24 protein-coding genes are annotated in these 26,579 nt (G+C 74.8%); 12 read left to right on the top strand and 12 right to left on the bottom strand.

All coding sequences use genetic code 11. The annotated features are described in order from the left end of the window. Window positions 1-139 precede the first annotated feature (139 nt). The gene (locus K304_RS0115085) at window positions 140-2,314 is read right to left on the bottom strand and encodes an alpha-galactosidase (RefSeq protein ID WP_027764425.1); all 2,175 of its coding nucleotides are present in this window, start codon (window positions 2,312-2,314) and stop codon (window positions 140-142) included. Window positions 2,315-2,583: 269 nt separating this feature from the next. Here K304_RS0115085 and K304_RS29200 point away from each other — a divergent pair, with 269 nt between their 5' ends. Further along, complete coding sequence (locus tag K304_RS29200) at window positions 2,584-3,738, top strand: ROK family protein (RefSeq protein WP_037790512.1); 1,155 nt, start codon at window positions 2,584-2,586, stop codon at window positions 3,736-3,738. Between the two features lie 178 nt (window positions 3,739-3,916). Here the strand turns inward: K304_RS29200 and K304_RS0115075 are convergent, their stop codons facing one another. Next, a complete protein-coding gene (locus K304_RS0115075; RefSeq protein WP_027764424.1) occupies window positions 3,917-4,465 on the bottom strand; it encodes an FHA domain-containing protein in 549 nt (182 codons plus the stop codon). 79 nt (window positions 4,466-4,544) lie between these two features. Between K304_RS0115075 and K304_RS29195 the strand changes: the two genes are divergently transcribed. From K304_RS29195 to treZ, 3 genes are all read left to right on the top strand, one after another. Then, the gene (locus K304_RS29195) at window positions 4,545-5,087 is read left to right on the top strand and encodes an NUDIX domain-containing protein (RefSeq protein WP_078529156.1); all 543 of its coding nucleotides are present in this window, start codon (window positions 4,545-4,547) and stop codon (window positions 5,085-5,087) included. A gap of 138 nt (window positions 5,088-5,225) precedes the next feature. Then, window positions 5,226-6,134, top strand: a complete 909-nt coding sequence (locus tag K304_RS0115065; protein ID WP_027764423.1) for a GCN5 family acetyltransferase — start codon at window positions 5,226-5,228, stop codon at window positions 6,132-6,134. A gap of 33 nt (window positions 6,135-6,167) precedes the next feature. Next, window positions 6,168-7,901, top strand: coding sequence for a malto-oligosyltrehalose trehalohydrolase (gene treZ / locus K304_RS0115060; RefSeq protein ID WP_027764422.1), 1,734 nt, complete (start codon window positions 6,168-6,170; stop codon window positions 7,899-7,901). Between the two features lie 74 nt (window positions 7,902-7,975). Here treZ and K304_RS34075 read toward each other — a convergent pair whose 3' ends face one another. Then, window positions 7,976-8,491 (bottom strand): aminoglycoside phosphotransferase family protein, encoded by a 516-nt coding sequence (locus tag K304_RS34075; RefSeq protein ID WP_486591677.1) that lies wholly within the window; start codon window positions 8,489-8,491, stop codon window positions 7,976-7,978. Window positions 8,492-8,512: 21 nt separating this feature from the next. Beyond that, window positions 8,513-8,827: a hypothetical protein gene (locus tag K304_RS34070; protein WP_486591676.1), complete on the bottom strand. Its 315-nt coding sequence runs from the start codon at window positions 8,825-8,827 to the stop codon at window positions 8,513-8,515. 219 nt (window positions 8,828-9,046) lie between these two features. Here K304_RS34070 and K304_RS0115050 point away from each other — a divergent pair, with 219 nt between their 5' ends. Together K304_RS0115050 and K304_RS0115045 are read left to right on the top strand one after the other, a co-directional pair. Next, entirely contained in the window at window positions 9,047-9,832 is a 786-nt protein-coding gene (locus K304_RS0115050; protein WP_027764421.1) for an NPP1 family protein, read from the top strand. A gap of 65 nt (window positions 9,833-9,897) precedes the next feature. Then, complete coding sequence (locus tag K304_RS0115045) at window positions 9,898-10,719, top strand: methyltransferase domain-containing protein (RefSeq protein WP_027764420.1); 822 nt, start codon at window positions 9,898-9,900, stop codon at window positions 10,717-10,719. A 179-nt stretch (window positions 10,720-10,898) separates the two neighbouring features. Here the strand turns inward: K304_RS0115045 and msrB are convergent, their stop codons facing one another. Continuing rightward, window positions 10,899-11,306 (bottom strand): peptide-methionine (R)-S-oxide reductase MsrB, encoded by a 408-nt coding sequence (msrB, locus tag K304_RS0115040; RefSeq protein ID WP_027764419.1) that lies wholly within the window; start codon window positions 11,304-11,306, stop codon window positions 10,899-10,901. A gap of 30 nt (window positions 11,307-11,336) precedes the next feature. Continuing rightward, window positions 11,337-12,749: a UDP-N-acetylmuramate--L-alanine ligase gene (gene murC, locus K304_RS0115035; RefSeq protein WP_037790509.1), complete on the bottom strand. Its 1,413-nt coding sequence runs from the start codon at window positions 12,747-12,749 to the stop codon at window positions 11,337-11,339. A gap of 490 nt (window positions 12,750-13,239) precedes the next feature. Here murC and K304_RS29185 point away from each other — a divergent pair, with 490 nt between their 5' ends. Together K304_RS29185 and K304_RS0115025 are read left to right on the top strand one after the other, a co-directional pair. Then, window positions 13,240-14,520 (top strand): family 2 encapsulin nanocompartment cargo protein terpene cyclase, encoded by a 1,281-nt coding sequence (locus K304_RS29185; RefSeq protein WP_486591675.1) that lies wholly within the window; start codon window positions 13,240-13,242, stop codon window positions 14,518-14,520. A 14-nt stretch (window positions 14,521-14,534) separates the two neighbouring features. Next, window positions 14,535-15,419 (top strand): geranyl diphosphate 2-C-methyltransferase, encoded by an 885-nt coding sequence (locus K304_RS0115025; RefSeq protein ID WP_027764417.1) that lies wholly within the window; start codon window positions 14,535-14,537, stop codon window positions 15,417-15,419. Between the two features lie 59 nt (window positions 15,420-15,478). Here K304_RS0115025 and K304_RS0115020 read toward each other — a convergent pair whose 3' ends face one another. Both K304_RS0115020 and K304_RS0115015 read right to left on the bottom strand, forming a co-directional pair. After that, entirely contained in the window at window positions 15,479-15,946 is a 468-nt protein-coding gene (locus K304_RS0115020) for a hypothetical protein (protein ID WP_027764416.1), read from the bottom strand. Between the two features lie 145 nt (window positions 15,947-16,091). After that, the gene (locus tag K304_RS0115015; RefSeq protein WP_027764415.1) at window positions 16,092-16,913 is read right to left on the bottom strand and encodes a pyrimidine reductase family protein; all 822 of its coding nucleotides are present in this window, start codon (window positions 16,911-16,913) and stop codon (window positions 16,092-16,094) included. Between the two features lie 68 nt (window positions 16,914-16,981). Between K304_RS0115015 and zapE the strand changes: the two genes are divergently transcribed. The 3 genes from zapE to K304_RS0115000 all read left to right on the top strand — a co-directional run bounded on the left by zapE (window position 16,982) and on the right by K304_RS0115000 (window position 20,627). Further along, a complete protein-coding gene (gene zapE / locus K304_RS0115010; protein ID WP_078529138.1) occupies window positions 16,982-18,112 on the top strand; it encodes a cell division protein ZapE in 1,131 nt (376 codons plus the stop codon). Window positions 18,113-18,257: 145 nt separating this feature from the next. Then, complete coding sequence (locus K304_RS0115005; RefSeq protein ID WP_027764413.1) at window positions 18,258-19,664, top strand: alkaline phosphatase PhoX; 1,407 nt, start codon at window positions 18,258-18,260, stop codon at window positions 19,662-19,664. Between the two features lie 159 nt (window positions 19,665-19,823). Then, a complete protein-coding gene (locus K304_RS0115000; protein WP_027764412.1) occupies window positions 19,824-20,627 on the top strand; it encodes a TIGR04222 domain-containing membrane protein in 804 nt (267 codons plus the stop codon). Between the two features lie 19 nt (window positions 20,628-20,646). On the opposite strand, the gene hemQ is transcribed toward K304_RS0115000, so the two are convergent. Together hemQ and hemG are read right to left on the bottom strand one after the other, a co-directional pair. Further along, entirely contained in the window at window positions 20,647-21,363 is a 717-nt protein-coding gene (gene hemQ / locus K304_RS0114995) for a hydrogen peroxide-dependent heme synthase (RefSeq protein WP_027764411.1), read from the bottom strand. Between the two features lie 4 nt (window positions 21,364-21,367). Continuing rightward, window positions 21,368-22,819 (bottom strand): protoporphyrinogen oxidase, encoded by a 1,452-nt coding sequence (hemG, locus tag K304_RS29180; protein WP_037790506.1) that lies wholly within the window; start codon window positions 22,817-22,819, stop codon window positions 21,368-21,370. A 137-nt stretch (window positions 22,820-22,956) separates the two neighbouring features. Here hemG and K304_RS0114985 point away from each other — a divergent pair, with 137 nt between their 5' ends. Beyond that, window positions 22,957-24,057 (top strand): DUF4349 domain-containing protein, encoded by a 1,101-nt coding sequence (locus K304_RS0114985; protein WP_051308476.1) that lies wholly within the window; start codon window positions 22,957-22,959, stop codon window positions 24,055-24,057. A 52-nt stretch (window positions 24,058-24,109) separates the two neighbouring features. Here K304_RS0114985 and K304_RS0114980 read toward each other — a convergent pair whose 3' ends face one another. Continuing rightward, window positions 24,110-25,405: an FAD-binding oxidoreductase gene (locus K304_RS0114980; protein ID WP_027764409.1), complete on the bottom strand. Its 1,296-nt coding sequence runs from the start codon at window positions 25,403-25,405 to the stop codon at window positions 24,110-24,112. A gap of 35 nt (window positions 25,406-25,440) precedes the next feature. Further along, window positions 25,441-26,508 (bottom strand): uroporphyrinogen decarboxylase, encoded by a 1,068-nt coding sequence (gene hemE, locus K304_RS0114975; RefSeq protein ID WP_027764408.1) that lies wholly within the window; start codon window positions 26,506-26,508, stop codon window positions 25,441-25,443. Window positions 26,509-26,579: the final 71 nt, after the last annotated feature.

The following is a 26,579-nucleotide window of genomic DNA, read 5'->3' as shown; positions in this document are numbered from 1 at the left end:
TTTCGCGGAGGCGGCGCGCGGCGTGCTGGGGGCGCTCGTCTCCGGTGTGGACCGGCGGCGGTTCGGACCGGCTCCGGGTGGACCGGCTCCGGGCGTGGCCCCCTCCGGAACACCCGGGGCGTCGGTGTCCGGTGCGCGGTCAGCCGACCCGGCGGGCTTCGAGGAGGACGAGGCGTTCGGGGTAGAGGGTGGGCGCGTGGACGCCGGCGGCGGCCAGCGCGCGGCCGGGCAGTGCGACGCCGTCCCGCCACCAGGGCAGCGGGTCGCGGGTCGGCCCCTCGGGGCGGTCGCCGGGCGGCAGCGGCGCGAGCCGGTACACCGCGTCCGGGTCGAGTCCGGGCAGGGTGACGCGTTCGCCGGCGGACTGGACGGACGTCTCGGTCTGCACCAGCGCGTACACGGCCCGGGAGCGGTCGGCGGCGACGACGCCGTGCACCCACAGGGCCGGGTCGGGGTGGTCGCCGCGCACCACGTCGCCGGTGTGCAGCAGGTCGCGCAGCTCCTTGTGCAGGGCGACCCAGCGGGCGAGTGCGGTGCGTTCCTCGTCCGAGGCCTTCGTCAGGTCCCATTCGATGCCGAAGTGGCCGAAGAGGGCGGTGCCGGCGCGGAAGGCGAGTGTGTGGCGGCGGCCGGTGGTGTGCGCGCGGGGGCCGCCGACGTGGGCGCCGAGGAGTTCGGGGGGCAGCAGGAGGCCGGTCCACCGCTGGATGCCCTGGCGTTCCAGTGCGTCGATGCAGTCGCTGGTCCACACCCGGTCGGTGCGCTCCAGCACGCCGAGGTCGACACGGCCGCCGCCGGAGGAGCAGGACTCGATCTCCAGTCCGGGGTGGCGGGCCCGCAGCGCGTCGAGCAGCCGGTACACGGCGAGGGTCTGGGCGTGCACGCCGGCCCGGGCGTCGGGGCCGTGTCCGGCGTCGACCAGGTCGCGGTTGTGGTCCCACTTCAGGTACGTGAGCCGGTACTCGGCGATCAAGGTGTCGAGCCGCTGGAGGATGTACGCGTACGCGTCGGGGTGGCCGAGGTCCAGCACCTGCTGGTGCCGGGCCTCGGGAGGCGTCCGGCCGCCCGCCGCCAGGACCCAGTCGGGGTGGGCGCGGGCGAGGTCGGAGTCCGGGTTGACCATCTCCGGTTCGACCCACAGGCCGAACTCCAGACCCAGGCCCCGGACGTGGTCGACGAGCGGGTGCAGGCCCTTGGGCCACACCTCCGGGTCGACGTACCAGTCGCCGAGGCCGGCCCGGTCGTCGCGACGTCCGAGGAACCAGCCGTCGTCCAGCACGAACCGCTCGGCGCCCACCTCGGCGGCGGCGTCGGCGAGCGCGCACAGCTTGTCGAGGTCGTGGCGGAAGTAGACGGCCTCCCAGGTGTTGAGGGTGACCGGGCGGGCGGTGCGCGGGTGGTGCGGCCGGGCCCGCAGGTGCCGGTGGAAGCGGCCGGCCATCTCGTCCAGGCCGCGGCCGTAGGAGCCGTACACCCAGGGTGTGGTGTACGACGCGCCGGGCCCGAGGCGCACCTCGCCGGGCAGCAGGGTCTCGCCCCCGCCGAGCATGCGCACCCCGGCGGCCGTCCGCTCCGCGAGGGAGCGGTGGTTGCCGCTGAAGGCGGTGTGCAGGCCCCACACCTCGCCGTGCCGGAAGCCGAAGCCGTCCTCCCCGGCGACGTGCACGAGGGTGGCGTCCAGGCCGGTGCGGCCGCGCCGGTTCTCCCGCAGGTGGGTGCCGAGGGTGAAGTCGTGGCGCTGCGGGCTGCGTTCGCGCAGGTGGCGTCCGGCGAGGTCGAGCAGTTCGGTGGCGCGGGCGGGCAGCGGCAGGGCGAGGAGCAGGCCGTCGACGGTGTACGGCGCCGCGCCCTCGCCGGAGGTGTCGGTGAGGGTGGCGCGTTGCCGGACGAGGCCGGAGGCGCTCATCTCGATCTCCAGGCGCAGGGCGAGACCGGCCTGCGGGTCCACCGCGTCGGCGGTCAGCCCGTCGGCGCGGGTGGCGATCTCGTCCACGGCGAAGGCGGTGGAGAAGTGTGCGCCGTCGCGGTGGCCGGTCAGCCCGGGGGTGCCGAGCCATCCGGCGGACTGCTCGGGCACCGACGACAGCGGGACCCGTACGTCCAGGGAGCTGGAGACCACCTGCGGCCGGGCGGCGACGGCCAGCGCGGTCAGCGCGTCGTCGGAGAGCGGGCCGAGGTCGGCGCCCCAGTGCAGCACCCGCGGCAGGCCGTCCCCGGTGCGGTCGAGGACGAGGGAGACGCCGCCGGCGCGGAGGTGGACGTACGAGGGGGCGTTCGAGGGGGTGCCGTCGCCGGCGGTGCCGCTGTCGCGCATCGATCGGTCCTCGGGATGGGTGCGGTGCGTGATGTCGCGGTTAGTTTTGGCGCAGAAGCTTCGGCGAGTCAACACCTTGCACCGGACGGGTCGGGTGGCGATTCCGTGCATGGAGGGCCTGGGGTAACTTCTGATATGGAAATAAGCACGGTGGGTCGGGGTCCGGACCCGGACGGTGCGGCCGGGTGCACGGAGCCCGTCCCGGAGGCCCGCTGCAAGGATGAGCCCCGTCCGGACACGCCCCCTACGTCCCCCGGAGGCACGCGAAGGTGACCGCGCTCCCGCAGCCCCCCTGGGCGCCGCTGTCCGAAGCGGCGCGGGCCATCATGCTCGCGGTGCTGATGCGCGGCCCGACCCCGCGCAGCGAACTGGCCCGGCGGATCGGGCTGTCCGCCGGGAGCCTCACCCGGCTGACTGCGCCGCTCCTGGAGAGCGGCCTGTTGGTCGAGGCCGGACCCAGCCGCAGCGGCGCCGGCCGTCCCACCCGCCCGCTGGACATCGCGGCCGACGCCCACCACTTCCTGGGCGTGAAGGTCACCGACGAGGACGCCCACCTGGTGGTGACCGACCTGCGGGCGCAGATCGTGGCCGGCGCCCGCGCCGCACTGCCCGGGCACTCCCCCGGCGACGTGGTGGCGACCGTGCGGCGCGAGGCGGAAGCACTCGCCCGGCAGGTGCCCGAGCTGACCGCGGCGGGGCTCAGCCTCGGCGGACAGGTCGCCGACCACGCCACGGTCACCGCCGCGCCGTTCCTGCACTGGACGCGCGAGGTGCCGCTGGGCCCCCTGCTCACCGAGGCGCTGGGCGTGCCGAGCGTGGTCGACAACGACCTGCTCGCCCTCACCCGTGCGGAGCACTGGTTCGGCGCCGGCCGCGGCCACGACCGGTTCGCCGTGCTCACCACCGGCATCAGCGTCGGCTACGGGCTGGTCGTGCACGACCGCATCGTCGACAGCCCCGACGCCGGACTCGGCCTGATCGCGCACCTGCCGCTGGACCCGTACGGCCCCTACTGCCCCGACGGACACCGCGGCTGCGCCACCGCGATGCTCGCCGCGCCCGGCATCGCCGCCGCCGTCTCCACAGGGGTGCGCCGGCCGGTCTCGTACGAGGAGTGCCTGCGGCTGGCCGCGGACGGCGACCGGGTCGCCTCGCCGGTGGTGACCGCCGCCGCCCACGCACTGGGGCGGCTGATCACCGTCGTCTCCTCACTCACCATGGCGCGCCGCGTCGTCCTCACCGGCGAGGGCATCGGCCTCGCGGAGGTGGGCCGCGAGGCCCTGGAGGACGGCATGCGCGCCGACCGCCACGCCGCCGCGACCCCCACCTCGTACGAGATCCAGCCGATCGACTTCTCCCTCTGGGCGCGCGGGGCGGCCGCCACGGCGATCCAGCGCTTCATCCTCGGCCCCGAGGACGGCTGACCCACGCGGACACGCGGAGTCTCAGAGCAGGCCCAGTGCCTGCCCGGCGCATGCGGGAGCGGACAGCCGAGCGAGGCGAGGACGCCTCACAGCAGGTCGGCCAGGACGGGCGTCCCCGACGGCCGCTGCCCGGCCGTGACGGCGCGCGGCTCGCGCGCTCCGTCACGGCGTCACGGCGTCACGGAGCGGTCAGGCGGAAGCCGGCCTGGCCGAACTGGACGTGGTCGCCGGGGCGTACGGCGACGCTGCCGGTGACACGGCGCCCGTTGACCCAGGTCCCGTTGCTGGAACCCAGGTCGCGCAGGCTCCAGCCGGCGCCGGTGTGCCGGAGCTGGGCGTGCGCCCGGGAGACGGTGTGGTGCGTCAGCCGCAGCATCGACCCCGGCGCGCGTCCGATCGACAGCGGGTACGGGCCCGGCCCGGGCAGCATGAGCTCCGGCAGCCGTTCCCGCTGCCAGGCGCGGCGCAGCAGCACGGGGAAGGCCGACGCCCTGCCCACCATCCGGTACAGCCAGTGCGTGCCGCCGGACCGGCGGTGGTGCAGGTCGCCCAGGACCAGGTCGAGTTCGTCGTGCCGCTGGGCGTGCAGGATGACTTCCATGCGCCGCAGGAAGGTGTCCTGCGAGACCCTGCCGTCCGCCGCGCTCTCCCGGAGCACCTCGAGCGCGCGTTCCCGGTCGCCGTCGGACAAGCGCGGCGGATACGCACTGAACTCGAGAGACGTCATGCCTCCATTCTCCGGAAGCGGTGAACTCCTGTCCAGAATCCGGGCGTTCCGCAGCACCCCTCCGGATAGGGTCGTGCGCATGCGAACCCCCAGGCAGGCGGCCCGTATCGCGGTTCTCGACCCGCATGGTGCAGTGTTCCTGTTCCGTTACGACAACGAGGAGGTCGGGGTGCACTGGGCGATGCCCGGCGGCGGCCTCGACCCCGGCGAGACCCCGCGCGAGGGGGCGGTGCGGGAGCTGCGTGAGGAGACCGGCTGGGCCGACGTCGAGCCCGGCGGGCTGCTGTGCACCTGGGAGCACGACTACACCCGGGAGGGTGTGCCGGTGCGGCAGCACGAGCACGTCTACCTCGGCCGGGGACCGCGCAGGCAGCCCGTCGGCGATCTCGCCCCCGCGCACCGCGCGGACGGCATCCTCACCTGGCGGTGGTGGGCCCCCGGCGAACTGGCCGCGGCCGAGGAGGCTTTGTGGCCGCCGCAGCTCCCGGCCCTGCTCGCCCGCCGCGCCGGACACCCGGGCGCCGGGCCGGAGCACCTCGGCTTCGTGCCGAACGACACCCCGCCCCCGGCCCCGCCGGGCCGTGCGGAAAACCCGTGGACGCCCGGCGGCCGCGCGGGCTAACGTGCCGCTCACGCCCGCGAGACCGCAGGAAGGAGGCGAGCGCGATGCACCGCACCACGACCATGCGCTCCCGCCCCTGCCACCGGGCGATCCCTCTCCGCTGACCGGGAGCGCGACACGCCTTCCGGAAGGATCCCCATGACCGCACTGGTCATCCGCGCGCTCGTCGAGGACGAGGCCAGCGCACTGTTCACCTCCCTGTCCGGCCCCGGGCTGGTCGGCCGTCCGCTGCTCGGCCGCCCGTACGCGACCCACGCCGAGGGGGGCGAGTACCGCCCCGACTGGACGTGGGTCGCCCTGCGGGACGGCGTCGTCGTCGCCCGCGCCGCCCTGTGGGGCGCGCCCGGCGACGACGAGCCGAAGGTCCTCGACTGGTTCGACTTCGCGCCCGGCGAGCGCGAGGCCGGCGTGCGGCTGCTGCGGGCCATGCCGCACCGCGAGTACGAGATCATGCTGCCGCCCGGCTGGCGCGACGACCCGGCGGTGCGCGCCGCCGCCGAGGAGCGCATCGACGCCGCCCGGGAGGCCGGATACCGGCCCCTGGTGGAGCGCTTCCGCTACCTGTGGACGCCCGCCTGCGGGCTTCCGGAACGTCCGGGACGGCTCGTCTTCCGGCCGGAACCGGACGACGAGGTGATCCTCGACGTGCTGCGCGGCGTCGAACAGGGGTCGCTGGACGCCCACGCCCGTGCCCTGCTCGACACCGACGGTGTCGAAGCCGCCGCCCGGGACGAGCTGGAGTTCCTCCACTGGATGCCCTCGCCCCGCGACTGGTGGCGGGTGGCCTGCACGCCGGACGGCGAGACCGTCGGCCTGCAGATCCCCGGCCGCAATCCGAACGGGCCGGTCGTCGGATTCATCGGCGTCGTGGCCGGGCAACGCGGTCACGGCTACGCGTACGACCTGCTCGTCGAGTGCACGCACCAGCTCGTCGGCGAGGGGGCGCGGGAGATCGCGGCGGCCACCGACCTGGGCAACGCCCCGATGGCCGCCCACTTCGCCCGTGCGGGCTACCCGGTGGTCCAGCACCGGTACTGCATGAGCTAGCCGCGCGGGGTGCCCTGCCGCAGCATGGGAACCATGCTGTTCGAGGTGTGGGCGCCCACCGCGGCGGAGCGTGTGGTGCTCCGGCTGGAGGCCCGCGAGCTTCCGATGGAGCGCGACCCGGCCCGGCCCGGCTGGTGGACGCTGCGCGTCGAGGCCGGGCCGGGCACGCGGTACGGGTTCGCGCTGGACGGCGGCCCCGTACTGCCCGACCCGCGGTCCCGGCGGCAGCCGGACGGGCCGGACGGACTCAGCGCCGTCGTCGACCCGGGCGCGTACGAGTGGCGGCATCCGTGGCAGGGCAGACCGCTGGCCGGCGCGGTCCTGTTCGAGCTGCACGTCGGCACGTTCACTCCGGAGGGCACCTTCGACGCCGCGGCGGCGCGGCTGCCGCACGTCGCGCGGCTCGGCGTCACCCACGTGGAGCTGATGCCGGTGTCACCCTTTCCGGGGACACACGGCTGGGGCTACGACGGCGTCGCCCCGTGGGCGGTGCACGAGCCGTACGGCGGGCCGGACGGGCTGGCGCGTTTCGTGGACGCCGCGCACGGCGCGGGCCTGGGCGTCGTCCTGGACGTGGTGCACAACCACCTCGGCCCGTCCGGCAACCACCTCCCCGCCTACGGCCCGTACTTCACCGGCCGCCACCGCACGCCGTGGGGCGACGCCGTCAACCTCGACGACGCCGGTTCGGACGAGGTGCGGGCCTCGTTCGGCGGCAGTGCTCTCGCGCTGCTGCGCGACTTCCGCCTGGACGGTCTGCGGCTGGACGCCGTGCACACGCTGGCCGACGACCGGGCGCGGCACTTCCTGGACGAGCTGTCGGCGGCCGTCGACGCCCTCGCCGCCGAAACCGGCCGTCCCCTGTTCCTGATCGCCGAGTCCGACCGGAACGACCCGCGGACCACCACGCCGCGCACGGTGCACGGCCACGGCCTGCACGCGCAGTGGAACGACGACTTCCACCACGCGCTGCACGTCGCGCTCACGGGTGAGGCGGGCGCCTTCTACGCGGACTTCGCCCGCGCACCGATGGCGGCCCTGGCCAAGACCCTGACCGGCGGCTTCTTCCACGACGGCTCGTACTCGTCGTTCCGCAGGCGGCGGCACGGCGCTCCGCTGGACCCGATCACGCCGACGCACCGCCTCGTCGGCTTCGCGCAGAACCACGACCAGGTCGGCAACCGGGCGGCCGGGGACCGTCTCGCCGTATCCCTGTCCCCCGGCCTGCTGGCCTGCGCGGCGGCGCTGGTCCTCCTCTCGCCGTTCACGCCGATGCTGTTCATGGGCGAGGAGTGGGGCGCCCGTACGCCGTGGCTGTACTTCACCGACCACACCGACCCGGACCTGGCCCGGGCCGTGCGCGAGGGGCGACGCGCGGACTTCGCCGCGCACGGCTGGGACGGCGACGTCGCGGACCCGCAGGCACCGCAGACCCGGGAGCGTTCCTGCCTGGACTGGTCGGAACAGGAACGCGACCCGCACGCGGCCCTGCTGGCCTGGCACCAGGACCTGATCGCCCTGCGGCGCGCCCACCCCGGCCTCGCCCACACCTCGCTGGGCGCCGCCCGTGTGACCTACGACGAGGACACCCGCTGGCTGGCGCTGAGCAGCGGGCCGCTGAGCATCGCCGTCAACCTGCACCCCAGCGAGACGGCGGCCGTACCACTGCCCGCGCACCTGGAGATGCTGGCCACCTGGAGCACCGCCTCCCAGCATGAGGACGGCATGCTGCTCCTCCCGCCGGAGTCCGCGGCCGTCCTCCGCTGAGCGGCCGCTCGGCGTGCGCCGCGGCAGCAAGGAGGGTGCCGCCCCGCGCTCACGGTCACCTGACGCCCCGGAGTTCAGCGCCCAGCGAGCGCCAGGAGGAAACGGGTCTGCTCGTCGTCCCGCCCGGCGCAGATCCGGGGGACGGCGGCGAGCGGCGCCTGGACCCGGCACCAGCCCAGCACGCGGTCGGGACACTGGCCGGGCACCATGGCGGCCAGTTCCGCGGCCCGCCGCTTCAGCGCGGCGAGGTCCGAGACTCCGTCGAGCACCCAGTCCACCGCGTCGAAGTCGGGGTCGCCCCACGCGGGCCTCGGGTCGATCGCCACGAGGCGCCCGCCCGGCCCGGACAGCACGTTGGCCGGGTGGAGGTCTCCGTGGACGAGGCCCACCGGACCGCTGTCGGACAGCTCCCGGCACCTGGCCCTGGCCCGATCGAGGAACGCGGAACCGAAGCACCCGGGCGCCCCGGCGTCCACTCTGCGCTCGGTGAGACGGCAGAGGAAGTCGACCCGCTCCGAGAGGGGACGCAGCGCCGAGGGTCCCTCCCGAGCGGGCGACGGCTCCCGCAAGGCGCGGAGCAGGGCGGCCACTTCGGGCAGACGCCCGGCGAGTCACCGCACGGGAAGACCCGGTGCCACGTCCTCCAGCAGCAGGGCCCCGGCCTGGAGATCCTGTGCGAGCAGACCGACCACCGACGGCGACCCCGCCCAGCGGTGCAGGGCTTCCGTCTCCTCGCGCGCGATCGCGGGCGCGGGCGTGACCTTCAGCCACACGGTCGTCCCGGCGCCACCTCGTCGGCAGCGGAAGACGCGTGAGGTCCCTCCGCCGTGGGACGCGAGGAGTTCGAGGTCCCAGCGGGCCGCCAGTTCTCCCGCGTGCGCGGGCAGCGCGTCGCACCAGGCGAGCGCTTCCGGACCGAACCGCACGACCAGCCGGTCCCGGACGGCCCCCGACGTGTGGGCCGGATCGCTCGTCTCTCCAGGAATCCCGGCTCCGCATCCGGCGAGCCTACGGACCCGGGGCTGGAGCCCGCTCCCGGTTTTCTGCGCTATTGACCGCGTGCAGTCAATGTGATGTTTCATGGGGCAGCCGCCCGACGGGCCGGTTGCGCACCACATTCCGACGAGGTCACTGGAGGGGCACCCATGCGAGAGCAACGGCCGGGACGGCGACGGTGGTTCGGGAGACTGTCGGTCACGGCGGGTTCCGTCGCGGCACTGCTGCTGGCCACCTCGGGCGTGGCCTTCGCCGCGCCGCCCCCCGCGCTCCCCGGCAACGCCCCGTCGGCGGACCGGTCCTACCAGCCGGCCCTCGACTACGACGGCGACGGCTGCTACCCGACGCCCGCCATCGGCAGCAACGGCGTGATCGCTCCCGGCCTGGACCTCGGCGGAGCGGTCAACGGCAACTGCCGCGACGCCTGGGACCTGGACAACACCAACGCCTACTCCCGCACCGCGTGCAACAACGGCTGGTGCGCCTACCTGTACGCGCTCTACTTCGAGAAGGACCAGGCGCTCCCCGGCACCGGCATCGGCGGTCACCGGCACGACTGGGAACACGTCGTGGTGTGGGTCCCGGACGGCGGTGCGCCGCAGTACGTGTCGGCGTCGGCGCACGGCGACTACCAGATCCGCTCCCGCGGCGACGTCGCGTGGGAGGGCGCGACCCACCCGAAGATCGTCTACCACAAGGACGGCATCTCCACCCACGCGTTCCGCTTCGCGGGCTTCGACGAGCAGCCGGAGAACCACAAGGGCGCCTGGCAGTACCCGCCACTGGTCGGCTGGGACGGCTACCCCTCCGACTTCCGCGACCGGCTCACCCAGGCGGACTTCGGCAGCGCCCAACTCGGCATCAGGGACTCCTCCTTCGCCCACGAACTGTCGAAGGCCAAGCCCGACGGCATCCCGTTCGACCCGCAGGGCTGACCCTGCGGCGTCCACGATCCGGAACGGCGTCGACCACCATACGGACACGGGTCTAGGGTTCCGGCATGGCACGGGACGACGCCGTCTACACGCACGGCCACCACGACTCCGTACTGCGCTCCCACCGCTGGCGCACCGCCGAGAACTCGGCGGGGTACCTGCTGCCGCGGCTGCGGCCGGGCATGCGGGTGCTGGACGTGGGGTGTGGGCCGGGGACGATCACGGCCGACCTCGCCACGGCCGTGGGGCCGGAAGGACACGTGACCGGCATCGACGCCGCCCCCGGCGTGCTGACGCAGGCACGGGAGGCGGCGGCCGAACGTGCGGTGGCGAACGTGGAGTTCGCCGTCGGGGACGTGTACGCGCCGGCGTACCCCGAAGCCTCGTTCGACGTGGTGCACGCCCACCAGGTCCTCCAGCACCTCGGGGACCCGGTGGGTGCGCTGCGGGCGATGCGGCGGGCGTGCCGGCCCGGTGGCGTCGTCGCGGCGCGGGACTCCGACTTCGCGGCCATGACCTGGTACCCGCGGGTGCCCGGGCTGGACGCGTGGCTGGACCTGTACCGCCGGGTCGCCCGGGCGAACGGCGGCGAGCCGGACGCCGGGCGGCACCTGTACGCCTGGGCACGGGAGGCGGGCTTCGCGGACGTGTCCGCCACCGCGTCGGCCTGGTGCTTCACCGGAGCGGAGGAACGCTCCTGGTGGAGCGGGCTGTGGGCGGAACGCACGGTGTCGTCCGGATACGCCCGCCGGGCCGTCGACGGCGGCCACGCGACCACCGCCACGCTGGAGCGCGTCGCGGACGCGTGGCGGGAGTGGGGCGCGTGCGAGGACGGCTGGTTCGCCGTGCTGCACGCCGAGGTGCTGTGCCGCGACCCCGCCCCCTGAGCAGCCCACCCCACGAGGCCCGCGCGGTCAGCCCTCCGGACGGGGAGTCCCCTCGTTCCCGCTGGGGCGGGTTCGGGCGCGGAAGCTCTTCGTAGCGGCACTCGGCGACGGGCACCGCCTCCGTGTACCACTGGCGCCATCGACTCGACTTCGCGGATCGCCCGGTTGACGCCGTGCGGTCAGGTGTCGGTGGGCTCGAGGCGGAGGGAGACGGAGTTGATGCAGTAGCGCTGGTCGGTGGGGGTGGGGTAGCCCTCGCCCTCGAAGACGTGGCCCAGGTGGGAGCCGCAGCGAGCACAGCGCACCTCGGTGCGGGTCATGCCCATCGAGTGGTCGGAGATCAGCTCCACCGCGTCGCTGTCCGACGGGTCGTAGAACGACGGCCACCCGCAGTGCGACGCGAACTTCGTGCCGGACCGGAACAGTTCCGCCCCGCAGGCACGGCAGTGGTACACGCCGGTGGTCTCGGTGTCCGTGTAGGCGCCGGTGAACGGGCGCTCCGTCCCGGCCTGGCGCAGCACCCGGTACTCCTCGGGGGAGAGCTCGGCGCGCCACTGCTCGTCCGGCTTGTCGATCTCGTAGGCCATGGTGGCATCCTCCCAGGTCGCGGGCGGGCGTCAGTCGGCGAGGCGGGCGAGGATCAGCGGACCGAGGTCCGTCACGTCGCCCGCTCCCATGGTGAGAACGACGTCACCGGGCTTCGCCATTCCGGCGAGCACGTCCGGAGCGGTGTCGCGGAAGGGAGCGTGCTGGACGTCGGCCCCGGCGGCGAGGGCCGCGTCGATGATCAGTGCGCTGGTCACGCCGGGGATCGGGTCCTCCCGTGCCGGGTAGACGTCGAGGACGGCGGAGGCGTCGGCGTGCGTGAGGGCCTCCCCCATCTCGGTGGCCAGCTCCTGGGTGCGGCTGAAGAGGTGCGGCTGGAAGAGGACCAGGACCCGTGCGTCCTCCGGCAGCCCGCTGCGGAGGGCCTCCAGGTCGGCGGTCATCTCCGTGGGGTGGTGCGCGTAGGTGTCGATGACCTGCACACCCCTGGCCTCCCCCTTGAGCTGGAGGCGCCGGTTCACGCCGGTGTACGTGCGCAGGGCGTCCGCGAGGCCGTCGGCGGGAACGCCCGTCGCGACGCCGGCGGCGAGCGCGGCGACGGCGTTGTGCGCGTAGTGGCGCCCGGGCACCGAGACGATGAAGTCGAGCTCCTCGCCGTCCAGTTCGACGGCGACCCGGCTGGTGAGGCCGTGCGGGACGACGCGGAGTACACGGACGTCGGCGTCGTCGCGCTCGCCGTACGTGACCACGTTCAGGCCCTCGCGGCCGCGGACCCGGGCGGTCAGTTCGCGGGCGCCCTCGTGGTCGGCGGAGATCACCAGCGTGCCGCCGGTGCGGATGCGGCCGACGAACGTCTCGAACGACTCGTAGATCTCGTCCATCGACGCGTAGTTGGCGTGGTGGTCCAGCTCCACGTTGAGGATGATCGCCGCTTCGGGGGCGTACTTGTGGAAGCTGCGGTCGCTCTCGTCGGCCTCGGCCACGAAGAGGTCCCCGTCGCCGTGGGCGGCGTTGGTGCCCGGGCCGTCGAGGTCGCCGCCGATGGCGTACGACGGCTCCAGGCCGAGGGAACCGAGGCTGACGGCCAGCATGGAGGTGGTGGTGGTCTTGCCGTGGGTGCCGGCCACGGCGAGGGCGCGGCGGCCCTCCATCAGCGCGGCGAGCGCATCGGAACGGTGCACGACGGGGAGGCCGCGCTCGGCCGCCGCGCGCAGCTCCGGGTTGTCGGGGCGGATGGCGCTGGAGACGACGACGCAGGTCGCGTCGGCGGCGAGGTGGGCGCTGTCGTGGCCGACGTGCACGGTGGCGCCGGCCTGGCGCAGCGCGGTGACGGTGGGCGACTCGCGGGCGTCGCTGCCGGCGACGTCCGCTCCGCGGGCGGTGAGGATGCGCGCGATGCCGGACATGCCGGCGCCGCCGATGCCGATGAAGTGCGGACGTTCCATGGCGGGCGGCACGGCGGCGGTCGTCGGCGTCGGCGGCATCGGCGGTTCTCCCAGGTCGTACGCTCGGGCGCTGCGCGCCGCTGAGCCGGTCGGTGTCTGCGGCTCAGCCTAGTAGGCCCTGTGGGCGCCGGACCCCACGCGCCCGCCGGGGGCGCGTGGCGGCAAGCGCGCGCCGGGGGCGCAGCGGCCGCGGCGGCGGAGCACCGGAGCGCCGGAGCGAAGGGACCACGGAGACGCGGGCACCCCCCACACCCGCCCGGGCGGCGTGCTCACCGCGGCGTGCGCCCGGCGCGCGCGGTCGGCCGGTGGCAGGAATCCCGGGGCGCGCGGTCGCAAACACGACGCGCGGCAAGAACACCGCATCGAGGTAACTCCGCCGTCCACCCGGGCTGTTCGGGGCGAACCGGCCGTACGGTGGCGGCGAACTGCACCGATTCCCGCGGATTGTCCCCGTGCCCCGGTGATCCGGGGGCCGAGCGCCCTCCCGGAAGCCGGGGCGGCCGCAACCGATCTCACCGAGGAGCCACGGATGTCCGACCCCGACACCGGTCCCCCGCTGCCCGGCCCTCCGCCGGGGCCCGGCGGGGCCGCGAGAACCCTCGTCCGGCCCGTGCCCGCGCCCGACACCCGCGGGAGCGGCGGCACCGGCGCGGGCGCGGCCGGCCTTCCCGACGCGGGCGGCCTTCCGGGCGAGGGCGGCGCGGGCGGCGGCGTGCTCGGGGGACTGCTGGACGGCCCGCGCGGCCTGGGCACCGCCGGGCTGTACCCGGGCCGCGCCGGGGCGTCGGCCGGGCCGGTGGCTCCGCCCGAGGGCGCGGGGGCTCCGGCGGAGGGCGCGGCGATCCCCGGCCTGTACCACCATCCCGTGCCGGAACCGGACCCCGTACGGGTGGCGGAGGTGGACCGAAGGATCAAGGCGTGGGCCGTGGACGAGGCCCGGGCGTATCCGCCGGAGTGGGAGGACCAGTTCGACGGCTTCGCCGTCGGGCGCTACATGGTCGCCTGCCACCCGGACGCCCCCACCGTCGACCATCTGATGATCGCCACGCGGCTGATGGTCGCCGAGAACGCCGTGGACGACTGCTACTGCGAGGACCACGGCGGCTCCCCCGTCGGACTGGGCAGCCGGCTGCTGCTGGCGCACACGGCGCTCGACCCGCTGCACACCGTGCGGGAGTACGAGCCGGCGTGGGACGAGTCCCTCGCCTCGGACGGGCCCCGCCGCGCCTACCGCTCCGCCATGGAGTACTTCCGGCGGCAGGCCACCCCCTCCCAGACGGACCGGTACCGGCACGACATGAGCCGGCTCCACCTGGGATACCTCGCGGAGGCGGCCTGGGCCCAGGCCGAGCACGTGCCCGAGGTGTGGGAGTACCTGGCGATGCGCCAGTTCAACAACTTCCGCCCCTGTCCGACGATCACCGACACCGTCGGCGGCTACGAACTTCCGGCGGACCTGCACGCGCGGCCCGACACGCAGCGGGTCATCGCGCTCGGCAGCAACGCCACCACCGTCGTCAACGACCTGTACTCCTACACCAAGGAGCTGAAGAGCCCGGGCACGCATCTCAACCTGCCCGTGGTGATCGCCGAGCGGGAGGGCCTCTGTGAACGGGAGGCGTACCTGAAGGCGATCGGGATCCACAACGAGCTCATGCACGCCTTCGAGGCCGAGGCCGCCGCCCTGGCCGCCGCCTGCCCCGTCCCCTCCCTGCTGCGCTTCCTGCGCGGCGTGGCCGCCTGGGTGGACGGCAACCACTACTGGCACCGGACCAACACCTACCGCTACAGCCTGCCTGATTTCTGGTGAGAAAGGACCGCTCTGTGACGAGCAACCAGTCGACCGACCTCAAGGTTCCCGCCCCGTTCGTCCCCGCGCCCGCGTCGCCCTACCAGGGGGAGATCGCCCGGTACTGGGACCAGGAGGCCCGGCCGGTGAACCTCCGTCTCGGTGACGTCGACGGGCTCTACCACCACCACTACGGGGTCGGCGAGGTCGACCGCGACGCCCTGGGGGACGCCGGCGACGGCGAGTACGAGAAGCGGCTGATCGCCGAGCTGCACCGGCTGGAGTCGGCCCAGACGCAGGTCCTCCTGGACCACCTCGGCCCCGTCGGACGTGACGACACCCTCGTGGACGCCGGCTGCGGCCGGGGCGGGTCGATGGTCATGGCCCACCAGCGCTTCGCCTGCAAGGTCGAGGGCCTCACCCTGTCCGCCAAGCAGGCCGACTTCGCCAACCGGCGCGCACGCGAACTCGGCGTCGCGGACCGGGTGCGGGCGCGGGTGTGCAACATGCTCGACATGCCGTTCGAGTCGGGCCGGGCCGTGGCCTCCTGGAACAACGAGTCGAGCATGTACGTCGACCTGCAGGACCTGTTCGCGGAACACTCCCGGGTCCTCGGCACCGGCGGCCGCTACGTGACGATCACCGGCTGCTGGAATCCGCGTCACGGCCAGCCCTCGAAGTGGGTCTCCCAGATCAACGCGCACTTCGAGTGCAACATCCACTCCCGCCGGGAGTACCTGCGCGCGATGGCAGACAACCGTCTCGTGCCGGCGGCGGTCGTCGACCTGACGGAGTCGACCCTGCCCTACTGGGAGCTGCGGGCCACATCCTCCCTGGTCACGGGGATCGAGGAGGCGTTCATCAACTCCTACCGGGACGGCTCCTTCCAGTACCTCCTGATCGCCGCCGACCGGGTCTGACCGGCACGGCTGGAAGGGGGCCGGGCCGTCCGCACGACGGCCCGGCCCTCCGCCACGCGCTACGTGGTGTGCGCGAAGAGCTTGAGGACCGGGACCCCGACCTTGTGGCGGGCGCGGGAGGCCCAGTCCCGGTGGAAGAACTCCTCCACCAGGTGGGGTGCGGTGAGCACGATCACCTCGTCGGCGCGGGTCTCGTCGACGACGGAGGTGAGCACGTCGAGCGGGTGCCGCTCGATGATCCGGCCCACCGCCTCCGCCCCCGTCTCCCGCAGCGCTCTGAGCGAGTGCTCCAGCGCGCGCCGCACGGGCTGCGACGCCCCGCCGCCCTCCGGTTCCTCCCCCTCGTGGACGGCCTGGTCCAGTGCGCCGAGCGCGACGTCGTCGAGGGCGCGCAGCAGCCGGTCCTGATCGCCACGGGGCTGCATCAGGACGACGAAGGAGACGGTCTCGTCCCCGTGCAGCGTGGTGACCATCTCGACGTCGTCGGACACCAGCGGCTTCTCGATCATCAGCACGGTCGTGAACACGGCGAGCGCCTCCTCGTACGCGGGCCGGCGGGCCCGCTGCCGTACGCGGGCGCACGGCCCGCAACCGGACAGAAACCATTCTCCCCCGGCCACGCGCGGGGCCCTTCGCTGTTCAGTCTGCCCCCAGCGACCTAAGCGGAACGTCTCATTCCGCCGATGCGCCGATCCTGCGGTAGCGGGTGAACAGGAAGCCGTCCTCCTCCAGGAGGGAATGGAGGCGGAAGTCGGCGGGCGTGTCGAGCACCGGACCGTTCATCACCCGCGCGGCGGAGCCCAGCGCCACCCGGGGCGAGACCGCCAGGCACAGCTCGTCCAGCACACCGGCGGCCGTCAGCCGGCCCAGCAGCGTCGGACCGCCCTCGGTGAGCTGGCGGGTCAGCCCGCGCTCGGCCAGGGCGCCGGGCACGAGCGCGGGGTCGACCAGGGCGCTGTCACCCGCCACCACGACCTCCACCCCCGCGTCACGGGCCGCCCGCATCCGCTTCTCCGGGGCCCCGGCACCGGTGAGCACCAGCGTGGGAACCAGCGGCTCGGCGAAGAGGGGCAGTGAGAAGTCCAGGGCCAGGCTCGCGCTGACCACCGCGAGGGCGGGCGCGGGGCCCTGCCCGGCCGCCTCGCGCCGGGCTGCGAAGGCCTCGCGGCGGCGCGCCGGGCGGTACCCCTCCTGCCGCACCGTCTCCGCGCCCACGACCACCACGTCCGCCAGGGCGCGGAGCACGCCGAAGATCCGCATGTCGGCCGCGGAGGACAGCGGCTGCGAACGCCCGCCGTGGTGGGCCGCGCCGTCCAGCGAGGACACCATGTTGGCGCGCAGGTACGAACGGCCGCCGCCGGACGGTCCGGCCCAGTCCGGATAGGCGTAGGCCTCCGCGAGCGCGTCCAGGCTCCACTCGGTGTCCGGCCGCTCCTCGTCGCGGGCTGCGGACTCGGCGGTCCCGGGCGTGTCGGCGGGGAACAGGCGTCGCATGAGCCGCAGTGTGGCATGCCGCACGCGAGGGCCGCCGGGCACCGGGCCGGGCACCCGCACCTCGTAGCATGAAGGGCGTGTCCACCTCCCCCTCGCGCCCGACCGACCCCGCCCACGTCCCCGACGGCGCCGCCGACGGGTCCGCTCCCGGCTCCCTGAGTTCCCGCGAGCCGCGGGTGCCGCCGGAGCGCCTGGTGGCCGAGATGGTGCCGCCGCCCCGCTTCGACTCGGTGCGGTTCGAGAACTACCTCCCCGATCCGGCGCAGCCGAGCCAGCGGGAGGCGGTCGAGGTGCTGAGCGGCTTCGCCGCGGGGATCGGCGGGACGGACCGGGCGGGCGGCGGGAAGCGGCGCTGGTTCCGCCGCGAGCGCCGCGGCGGCGCGACGGCCGCGACGGGCCCGCGCGGCGTCTATCTCGACGGCGGGTACGGCGTCGGCAAGACGCACCTGCTGGCCTCGCTGTGGCACGCGACGCCCGCGCCCGCGGAGCAGAAGGCCTTCGGCACGTTCGTCGAGCTGACGAACCTGGTCGGCGCGCTCGGCTTCCAGCAGACGGTACGCACGCTGGGCGGCCACCGACTGCTGTGCATCGACGAGTTCGAGCTCGACGACCCGGGCGACACGGTGCTGGTGTCCTCCCTGCTCAGCCGGCTCGTCGAGCAGGGCGTGGCGCTGGCGGCCACCTCCAACACGCTGCCCGGCCGGCTGGGCGAGGGGCGGTTCGCCGCTGCCGACTTCCTGCGCGAGATCCAGGGCCTCTCCGCGCACTTCCGCCCGCTGCGCATCGACGGCGAGGACTACCGCCACCGCGGGCTGCCCGACGCCCCGGCACCGGCGCGGGACGAGGAGGTCACGCGTGCCGCGCAGGCCACTCCGGGCGCCACGCTGGACGACTTCTCCGCTCTGCTGGACCACCTCTCCTCCGTCCACCCCAGCCGGTACGGCGCGCTGTGCGAGGACGTCGCGGCGGTGTGCCTGACGGGCGTCCAGCCGGTGCCCGACCAGTCGACGGCGCTGCGCCTGGTGGTGCTCGCCGACCGCCTCTACGACCGCGAGGTGCCGGTGCTGGCCTCCGGGGTGCCGTTCGACCGGCTGTTCAGCGAGGAGATGCTGGCGGGCGGCTACCGGAAGAAGTACTTCCGCGCCATCTCCCGGCTCACCGCCCTGGCCAGGGACGCCGCGGAGCTGCGCCCGGCGTGACGCGCATGTCCGGAAGCGTCCCCACCTGCCGTTGAGCGCGGCGGTGACGGGCGGGAACGGATCGGCCGTGCCTGGTGTGCCGGGAGGGGTACACGTGGTAGACACACGTGGTCTGTGTCCTGTCCGCCAACAGGGAGCGTGACCGATGTCCACCTCACGACGTCAAGTACTGGCCGGCTCGGGTGCCTTGGGAGTGGGCATCGCCTTCTCCGGAACGATCTCCGAGGTCTTCGCAGGGACCGCCTCCGCGGCCGGCCACGGCCGGGACGGCTACGGCCCGCTCGTGCCGGACCCGCACGGCCTCCTCGACCTGCCGCGCGGCTTCCGTTACCAGGTGCTCTCCCGCGAGGGCGAGGAGATGCGCTCCGGCGAGGGCAAGGTGCCGAGCAACGCGGACGGCATGGCGGCCTTCGCCGCCGGGCGCCGCGACGACCACGACCGCCGGGGCGGCGGGCGGCGCGACCGCACCTGGCTGGTCCGCAACCACGAGAACCGCATGGAGTCGCGGCAGGCCGTGCCCACGGTGCGGGGGCTGACCTACGACCCCGCCGCGGAGGGCGGCTGCACGCTGCTGGAGCTGGACGGCGACCTCGACGTGCGCGACGAGCGGGTCGGCATCGCGGGCACCTCGACCAACTGCGCGGGCGGTCCGTCCCTCTGGGGCACCTGGCTGACCTGTGAGGAGACCGAGTTCAAGGCCGGCGAGGAGGGCTACACCAAGGACCACGGCTACATCTTCGAGGTCGGCTTCCGCCGGGAGCACCGCACGGTCCCGGAGCCGCTCACCGCGATGGGCCGCTTCCAGCACGAGGCCATCGCGATGGACCCGCGCAACGGCGTCGTGTACGAGACCGAGGACGCGTTCGACTTCCCCTTCGGTCTCTTCTACCGCTTCCTGCCGAACCGGCCGAAGGGCGGCTTCGACTCGCTGCGCGCGGGCGGCACGCTGCAGGCCATGCGGGTGCCGGACGTGCCGGACCTGTCGGCGATCGACGAGCCGGGGGCGAGCTTCGACGGCATCGAGTGGATCGACGTCCCCGACCCGCTGGCGCGGGAGACGCCGATCCGCAACCAGGACTTCGGGCGCGGCGGCATCACGCACGCGCAGAAGCTGGAGGGCTGCTACTGGGGCGGCCGCAGCGTCTACTTCGTCTCCTCCTACGCCAAGAGCGCGGAGGGCTCGGCCGGCGACCACTACGGCCAGGTGTGGCGCTACGACCCGCACCGGAACCGGCTCACGCTGGTCGTGGTGTTCGGGCCGGACAGCGACCTGGACATGCCCGGTGAGGAGCCGGACAACATCTGCCTGGCGCCCAGCGGCGGCCTGATGGTCTGCGAGGACGGGCAGGGCGCCCAGCACGTCTACGGCCTCACCCACCGCGGCGACGTCTACCCGATGGCGCGCAACCGGCAGAACATCGGCACCCCGGAGGAGCCCGCGTGGGGCGAGTTCGCCGGTGTCACCTTCACGCCGGACAACCGCACGATGTTCGTGAACTGCTACACCCCCGGCACCACGTTCGCCGTGACCGGACCGTTCCGCCGGCACTGACCGGCCGGCGCGGGGCCCGGACGACGTCCGGGCCCCGCGCCCCTTCGGGCGCCCCGTCGCCGCTTCAGGCTCCCGTCGCCGCTGGGGCGGAAGTCGCCTTCTGCCCGCATCGTGCGCGATGTCTGGCGCGGTGCCGGTCACCCCGGGTAGAACTCACCCATGTGGGTGTTCTTCCTCGTCACCGCCTGGGTGGCGGCCTTCGCCGCGTGCGCGCGACTGTGCCGGGTGGCCGCGACGTCCGCCCGTGCCGACCGGGAGTGCCGCACCGGCGACCCCGAGCGGGGACTCACCCTCTACGAGACCGCCTTCCTCGCGGGCGGCCCCGCACGGCTCACCGACGTCACGCTGGTGTCCATGTCGGAAGAGCGGCGGATGCTCCTGGCGCACACCGGCTGGGCCACCGTCGTCGACCCCGACGGCCACGACGACATCGAACGCTCCCTGATCACCGCCATCGGGCCCGGCGGCCAGTCCCGGATACCGCCGGTGCGCGCGACCCTCGCCGCCACCGACGCCGTGACGTCGCTGGCGGAGCGGCTGACCTGCGCCGGACTCGCGGTCCCGGAGACGCTGCGGACCGGTCTGGCCTCGGCGACCCGGCAGGTGCGGCGGGCGGCGCTGCTGGTCCTCGCCGCGGCCGTGTGCGCGGAACTGGTGGTCGGTGCCGGAGCGGATCCGGGAGCACGTTGGCCGTGGTTCGCGCTGCCGCTGATGCTGACGCTCGGGACGCTCGCCATCGCGCGCTGGGAGGTGGCACCGTCGGCGCGCTGGGCCTCGCCGGCCGGGGAACGGCTGCTGCGGGCCCAGGACGCACCCGTCACCCGGAACGGCCGGGGCGGCCCGGTCCCCGGCGGCGCCGTGCTGACGCAGCTGGCGCTGCGCGGGGTGCGGGCGCTGCCGCAGGCGGAGCTGCGGGCCGCGCTGGGCGGTGCGCGCCCGCCGTTCGGCCACCCCCGCGGCTGAGGCCCGGGCCCCGCGCCGGCTAGGCGAGGCCGGCGACGAGTTCCGAGACCGGCTTGCGGCGGCCGGTGTAGAAGGGGACCTCCTCGCGCACGTGGCGGCGGGCCTCCGAGGCGCGCAGGTGGCGCATGAGGTCCACGATGCGGTGCAGTTCGTCCGCCTCGAAGGCGAGCAGCCACTCGTAGTCGCCCAGCGCGAACGACGCCACGGTGTTGGCGCGCACGTCGGGGTAGCCGCGGGCCATCCTGCCGTGGTCGGCGAGCATCCGGCGCCGGTCCTCGTCGGGCAGCAGGTACCAGTCATAGCTGCGCACGAAGGGGTACACGCACAGGTAGTCGCGCGGCCGCTCGTCGGCGAGGAACGCGGGGATGTGCGACTTGTTGAACTCGGCGGGGCGGTGCAGCGCCATGTTGGACCACACCGGCTCCAGCGCGCGCCCCAGCTCCGTGCGGCGGAAGCGGTTGTAGGCGTCCTGGAGGGCGTCGGCGGTCTCGGCGTGCCACCAGATCATGACGTCCGCGTCGGCGCGCAGCCCGGAGACGTCGTAGGTGCCGCGGACGACGACGTCCTTCGCGGCCAGCTGCGCGTACAGCTCCTCGACCTCGTCGGCGTAGCCGGCGCGGTCGTCCGGGAGCACCTCGCGCAGCCGGAAGACCGACCAGAGCGTGTAGCGGATGACCTCGTTGAGGTCCTTGGCCTTCTTGCCCGCGTTCGCGGCCCTCTCCGGTTCAGCAGTCATGCGCTCATTCTCCCCCGCGCGCGGCCGGGCCCGTACGCAGGGTCCGGTCGGCGGCGCGACGGCCGTCGGCGACGCAGGCGGGAATGCCCACACCGCCGTACGCGGCGCCGCACACCGCGAGTCCGGGGAGTGTGTCGAGGTCGCGGTGGACGCGGGCGACGCGTTCCAGGTGGCCGACGGGGTACTGCGGGAGGCCGTTCTCCCAGCGGGTGACGACGGTGTCGACGGGGGCCGCGGTGAGGCCGACGGCGTCGGCGAGGTCGCGGCGGGAGAGGGCGGCCAGGTCGGCGTCGTCGCGGCGCAGCCAGTCGTCCTCGCCGTGGCGTCCGACGGAGGTGCGGAGCACGAACAGGCCGGGGTCCTGGGCGGCGGTCCAGCCCCACTTGTTGGCCGAGAAGGTGGCGGCCTTGATGCCGCGGCCGTCCACGGGCGGGACGAGGAAGCCGCTGCCCGGCGGCGCGGCGGGCAGGTCGGAGCGGCGGAAGGCCATGGTGATCAGCGCCATCGAGGCGTACTCGACGGCGTCCAGCTCGGCGGCCGCCGCGGGCGCGGCGTCCCCCAGCAGCCGGGCGGCCGCGGGCGCGGGGGTGGCCACGATCACGGCGTCGGCGCTCAGCGTCCCGCCGCCGTCGAGTTCCACCCGCCAGCGCCCCTCACCCGAGGCGGGGGCGGAGCCGGAGCCGGAGCCGGAGCCGGCGGCAGCCCGCACACGGCGGACGGCGGCACGGGTGCGGAGGTCCGCGCCGGCGCTGCGGCAGGCGTCGGCCACGGCGGCGGCGAGCCGCCCGACGCCGCCGTCGATGCCCATGAACACCGGCTCCGGGGCGCGGTCGGCGGCGCGCCCGGCCGCGGCGCGCTCCTGGTACGCGCGGACGCCGGCGAGCAGCGAGCGCTCGGTGCGGGCGATCTCGTAGAGCGGGGGGACGGCCGCCCGCAGCGACAGGCGGTACGGGTCGCCCGCGTAGACGCCGCCGAGCAGCGGCTCGACCATCCGGTCGACCACCTCGCGGCCGACGCGGGCGGCGACGTACGCGCCGACGGCGATGTCCTCGCCGACCTCGGTGCGCGGCAGCACCGCGTCCTCCGCGACCCGGGCGAGGCCGTCCGGGGAGAGCACGTCGCCGAGCACGGCCGGGTCCGGGGGGACGCCCATCAGGTGGCCGGTGGGCATCGGCCGCAACGCTCCGCGGGTCCAGACGGCGGCGCGCGCGGTGGTGGGCGGCTGCAGCGCGTCGTCCAGTCCGGCGGACCGGGCGAGGTCGACGCCCTCGGGGCGCCGGGCGAGCATCGACTCGGCGCCGAGGTCGACGCGGAGGGTGCCCGCGAGGTCGCCGGTGCGGAGTTTGCCGCCGAACCGGCCGGAGCCCTCCAGCAGGGTCACGGTGGCGCCGCCGGCCAGCAGGCGGTGGGCCGCGCTCAGTCCGGAGATGCCGCCGCCGATGACGATCACGTGCATGCGTCCACTCTCGCAGACGGGGCGGGCGCGCCCGGAACGAGTCCCGACCGTGACCGGACCGCGACCGCGGGCGGCAACCGGTTCTCCCGCCGTTCCGTCCAACGGGCATACGGATCAAGTGCCTTGGGGGGTACGGAATGCAGGGGAAGTACGGGAGTGCGCATGCGGGCGGACGGCCCGCGCGCGTCCGGGCGGCGCTGGGCGCGGCGCTGCTGGCCGGTGTGCTGGCGGTGGCGGGCTGCGGAGCGTCCGGTACGAGCAGCGACGGGGCCTCGGGGGTCAGCGCGGACGGCAAGTCCGACGCCTCCGACCTGACCCGGTCGGAGGGGAACGCGCAGAGCGAACCGGGAGGGTCCACGGCCGAAGCGGGGAGCAGCCCCGGGAGCGACACGGCGGCGGACGGCTCCACCGAGGGCTCCACCGACGGCGACACGGCCGCCGACACCGCCCGGGCCGCCGAACGGCACGTCATCAGGACGGCTTCGCTGACGGTGGAGACCGAGGACGTGCAGGACGGGCTGGACGAGGCGCGCCGGGCCGTGGACACGGCCGGCGGCTACGTCTCGGCGGAGACCACCGACCGGGACGCGGACGGCGACGAGCGCTCCCGCATCACCTTCAAGGTGCCGCCGGAGGAGTACGACGGCCTGCTGGACGCTCTCGCCGGGATCGGAGAGCTGGAGGACCGCAAGCAGTCGGCGCAGGACGTCACCGGCGAGGTCGTCGACGTGGAGAGCCGCATCAAGACGCAGAAGGCCAGCGTCGACCGGGTGCGGAAGCTGATGGAGGACGCGACGGAACTGTCCGACGTGGTCTCGCTGGAGTCGGAGCTGAGCACCCGTCAGGCGGACCTGGAGGCGCTGCAGGCGCGGCTGAAGTCGCTGGAGGCCCGCAGCGGGATGGCCACCGTGACGATGGAGCTGCGGACCCCGGACGCGGCCCCGGTCGAGGAGGAGGACGAGGACCCGTCGGTGGGCGGCGCGTTCAGCGGTGGCTGGGACGCCTTCGTCACCATGCTGCGCTGGATCGCCGTGGCGATCGGCGCGTCGCTCCCGTTCCTGGTCGCGCTGGGCCTGCTGTACGTGCTGTGGCGCACGCTGCACGGGCGGCTGCCGCGGCGTACGCCGGTCGCGGCGACCGGGGCGGCGGTTCCGGCCCGGCCGGCGACCCCGCCGGGCGTGCCGTCTCAGGGCGCGGAGCCGAAGGAGACCGGGGAACCGAAGAAGAACGAGGGCTGACCGGGCCCGGCAGCGCGCCGGGACCGTCGCCGTCGCGCGCGCCGCGCCCTGCTCACGGCAGGGCGCGGCGCAGCCGTTCCAGGCGCGCCGCGGCGTCCGGCTCGTGCTCCGGGCGGGCCGGGTCGGCGGGGTGGTCGCCGAAGACGAAGTTCGGGCTGCGCCCGAGCGCCCACGGCGCGACCGGGCCGAGCAGCCGCCGGTGCAGGGCGCGGACCGCGCGGGTGTCCGTGCCGTCCAGCGGTGAGAGGAGGCGCAGCAGGTGGCGGGCGCCGCGGAACCCGACGGCGTTCGGTACGCGCGGGGGCCGGGACAGCGCGCCGCCCAGCGGGTTGAGCTGCACCACGCACCTCGTCGGTGCGGCCGGTCCCGCCTCCTCGGCGACGGCCGCGAGCGCGTCCGCGTCCAGGCCGTCGAGCAGCACGTTGTCGCCGTCGTAGGCGTGGGGCCGGTCCGGGTCGCTGTGGACGGTGTGGGACGCGGTGTACGGCATGCCGGCGAGGCGGTCGGCCAGGCGGGGCCCGACGGCCCGCAGCGGCGCCACCAGCCGCTCGCCCTCCTCGGGGGAGCGGGTCCAGGCGAGGCGGACCTGGCCGACGTGCCGCCCGCGCAGCGCCGCGGGAACGACGGGCAGATCCGGGTAGACCAGCAGCGCCAGCGACGAGGTGAGCGCGTCGGGCACGGAACGCGCCCAGTCCGGGTAGGCCCGCAGCAGGCCGGGAAGCCGGTCGGCGCCGAAGACCAGCTGCCCACCCCACACCCGCGCGACGGGCGCAAGCCCGATCTCCAGACCGGTCACGGCGACGCCCAGGCCGCTGCCGCCGCCGCGCAGCGCCCAGAACAGTTCGGGCTCCGAGTGTGCCGTCACCCGCAGGGCCGCGCCGTCGCCGGTGACGACGTCCAGCGCCCGCACGTGGTCCGCGGCCCAGCCCTGCTCGCGGGCCAGGATGCCCAGCCCGCCGCCCAGCAGGTAGCCGGTGACGCCGACGCCCGGCGCCGAGCCGTTCGGCGGCGCGAGCCCGTGCGGTGCGGCGGCCTCGATCACCCGCGCCCAGGTGGCGCCGGCCTGCACCCGGGCCGTACGGGTGGCGGCGTCGACGCGGACGCCGTTCATCCGCGCCGTGGAGATCAGCACGCCGCCGTCGAGCGGGGCGCGGCGCCCGTGGCCGGTCGCCTGGACCGCGTACGGAACGCCGCGGGCGGTCGCGTGCGCGACGGCCTGCCGCACCTGCTCGGCCGTCGTCGCGGAGACGATGCGGGCGGGGCGGTGCGGGCGGGCGAGCTGGTAGCCGGAGCACCGGCCGTCGTCCGGTGCGGGCGCTTCGGCGGCGTCGTGGTCCTGGTGAGACATGGCGTCAGGCTGCCGCGGAAACCTGACACGGCCGGTCAGCTTTTCGCGGTCCGTTCGTGGACGTGCGCGACGAGCCGGGTCAGGGCGTCGGGGTCGGTGGCGGGCAGCACGCCGTGGCCGAGGTTGAAGATGTGGCCGTCCAGGTCCGCGGCGGCCTCCAGCACCTGGTCGGCCTGGTCCGCGACGGCCTCGCGGGGGGCGAACAGCACCGCCGGGTCGAGGTTGCCCTGCACCGCCTTGCCGGGGCCGATGCGCCGGGCGGCCTCGTCCAGCCGCACCCGCCAGTCGGCGCCGACGACGTCGGCGCCCGCCTCGGACATCGCACCGAGCAGCTCACCGGTCCCCACGCCGAAGTGGATGCGCGGCACGCCGAGGCCCTCGACCGCGTCGAACACCTTCTTCGAGGCGGGCAGCACCGAGCGGCGGTAGTCCTCGGGACGCAGCGCGCCCGCCCAGGAGTCGAAGAGCTGCACCGCCGAGGCGCCGGCCTCGATCTGCACCCGCAGGAACGTGGAGGTGATGCCGGCCAGGCGGTCGAGCAGGTCGGCCCACAGCTGCGGGTCGCCGTACATCATCGCCTTGGTGTGCTCGTGGTTCTTGGACGGGCCGCCCTCGACCAGGTAGCTGGCCAGCGTGAACGGCGCACCGGCGAAGCCGATCAGCGGAGTGGCGCCGAGTTCGGCGACCAGCAGGCGTACGGCCTCGGTGACGTAGGAGACGTCGCCCGCCTCCAGGGGCCGCAGCCGCTCCAGGTCGGCGCGGGTGCGCACCGGGCGCTCGACGACGGGACCGACGCCCGGGCAGATGTCCAGGTCGAGGCCGATCGCCTTGAGCGGCACGACGATGTCGCTGAAGTAGATCGCGGCGTCCACTCCGTGCCGGCGGACCGGCTGCAGCGTGATCTCGGTGACCAGGTCGGGGCGCATGCAGGAGTCGAGCATCGCGATGCCCTCGCGCACCTTGCGGTACTCGGGCAGCGAGCGCCCCGCCTGCCGCATGAACCACACCGGGGTGTGCGGCACGGGCTCACGGCGGCAGGCCCGGAGGAAGGCCGAGTCCTGGGTGGCGGTCGGGGGGCCGGAGGGGCGGTCGTAGGCACTCACAGGGGGAAGTCTCCCACGCGCTCCCCCGCGCCTCGTGTCCCTACCGGCGCCCGCCGGGCCGGGCGCCTACC

This window comes from Streptomyces sp. CNS606, assembly GCF_000426325.1.
Note: the sequence above shows the minus strand (reverse complement) of the source record. Positions and strands in the feature narration are given on the sequence as shown.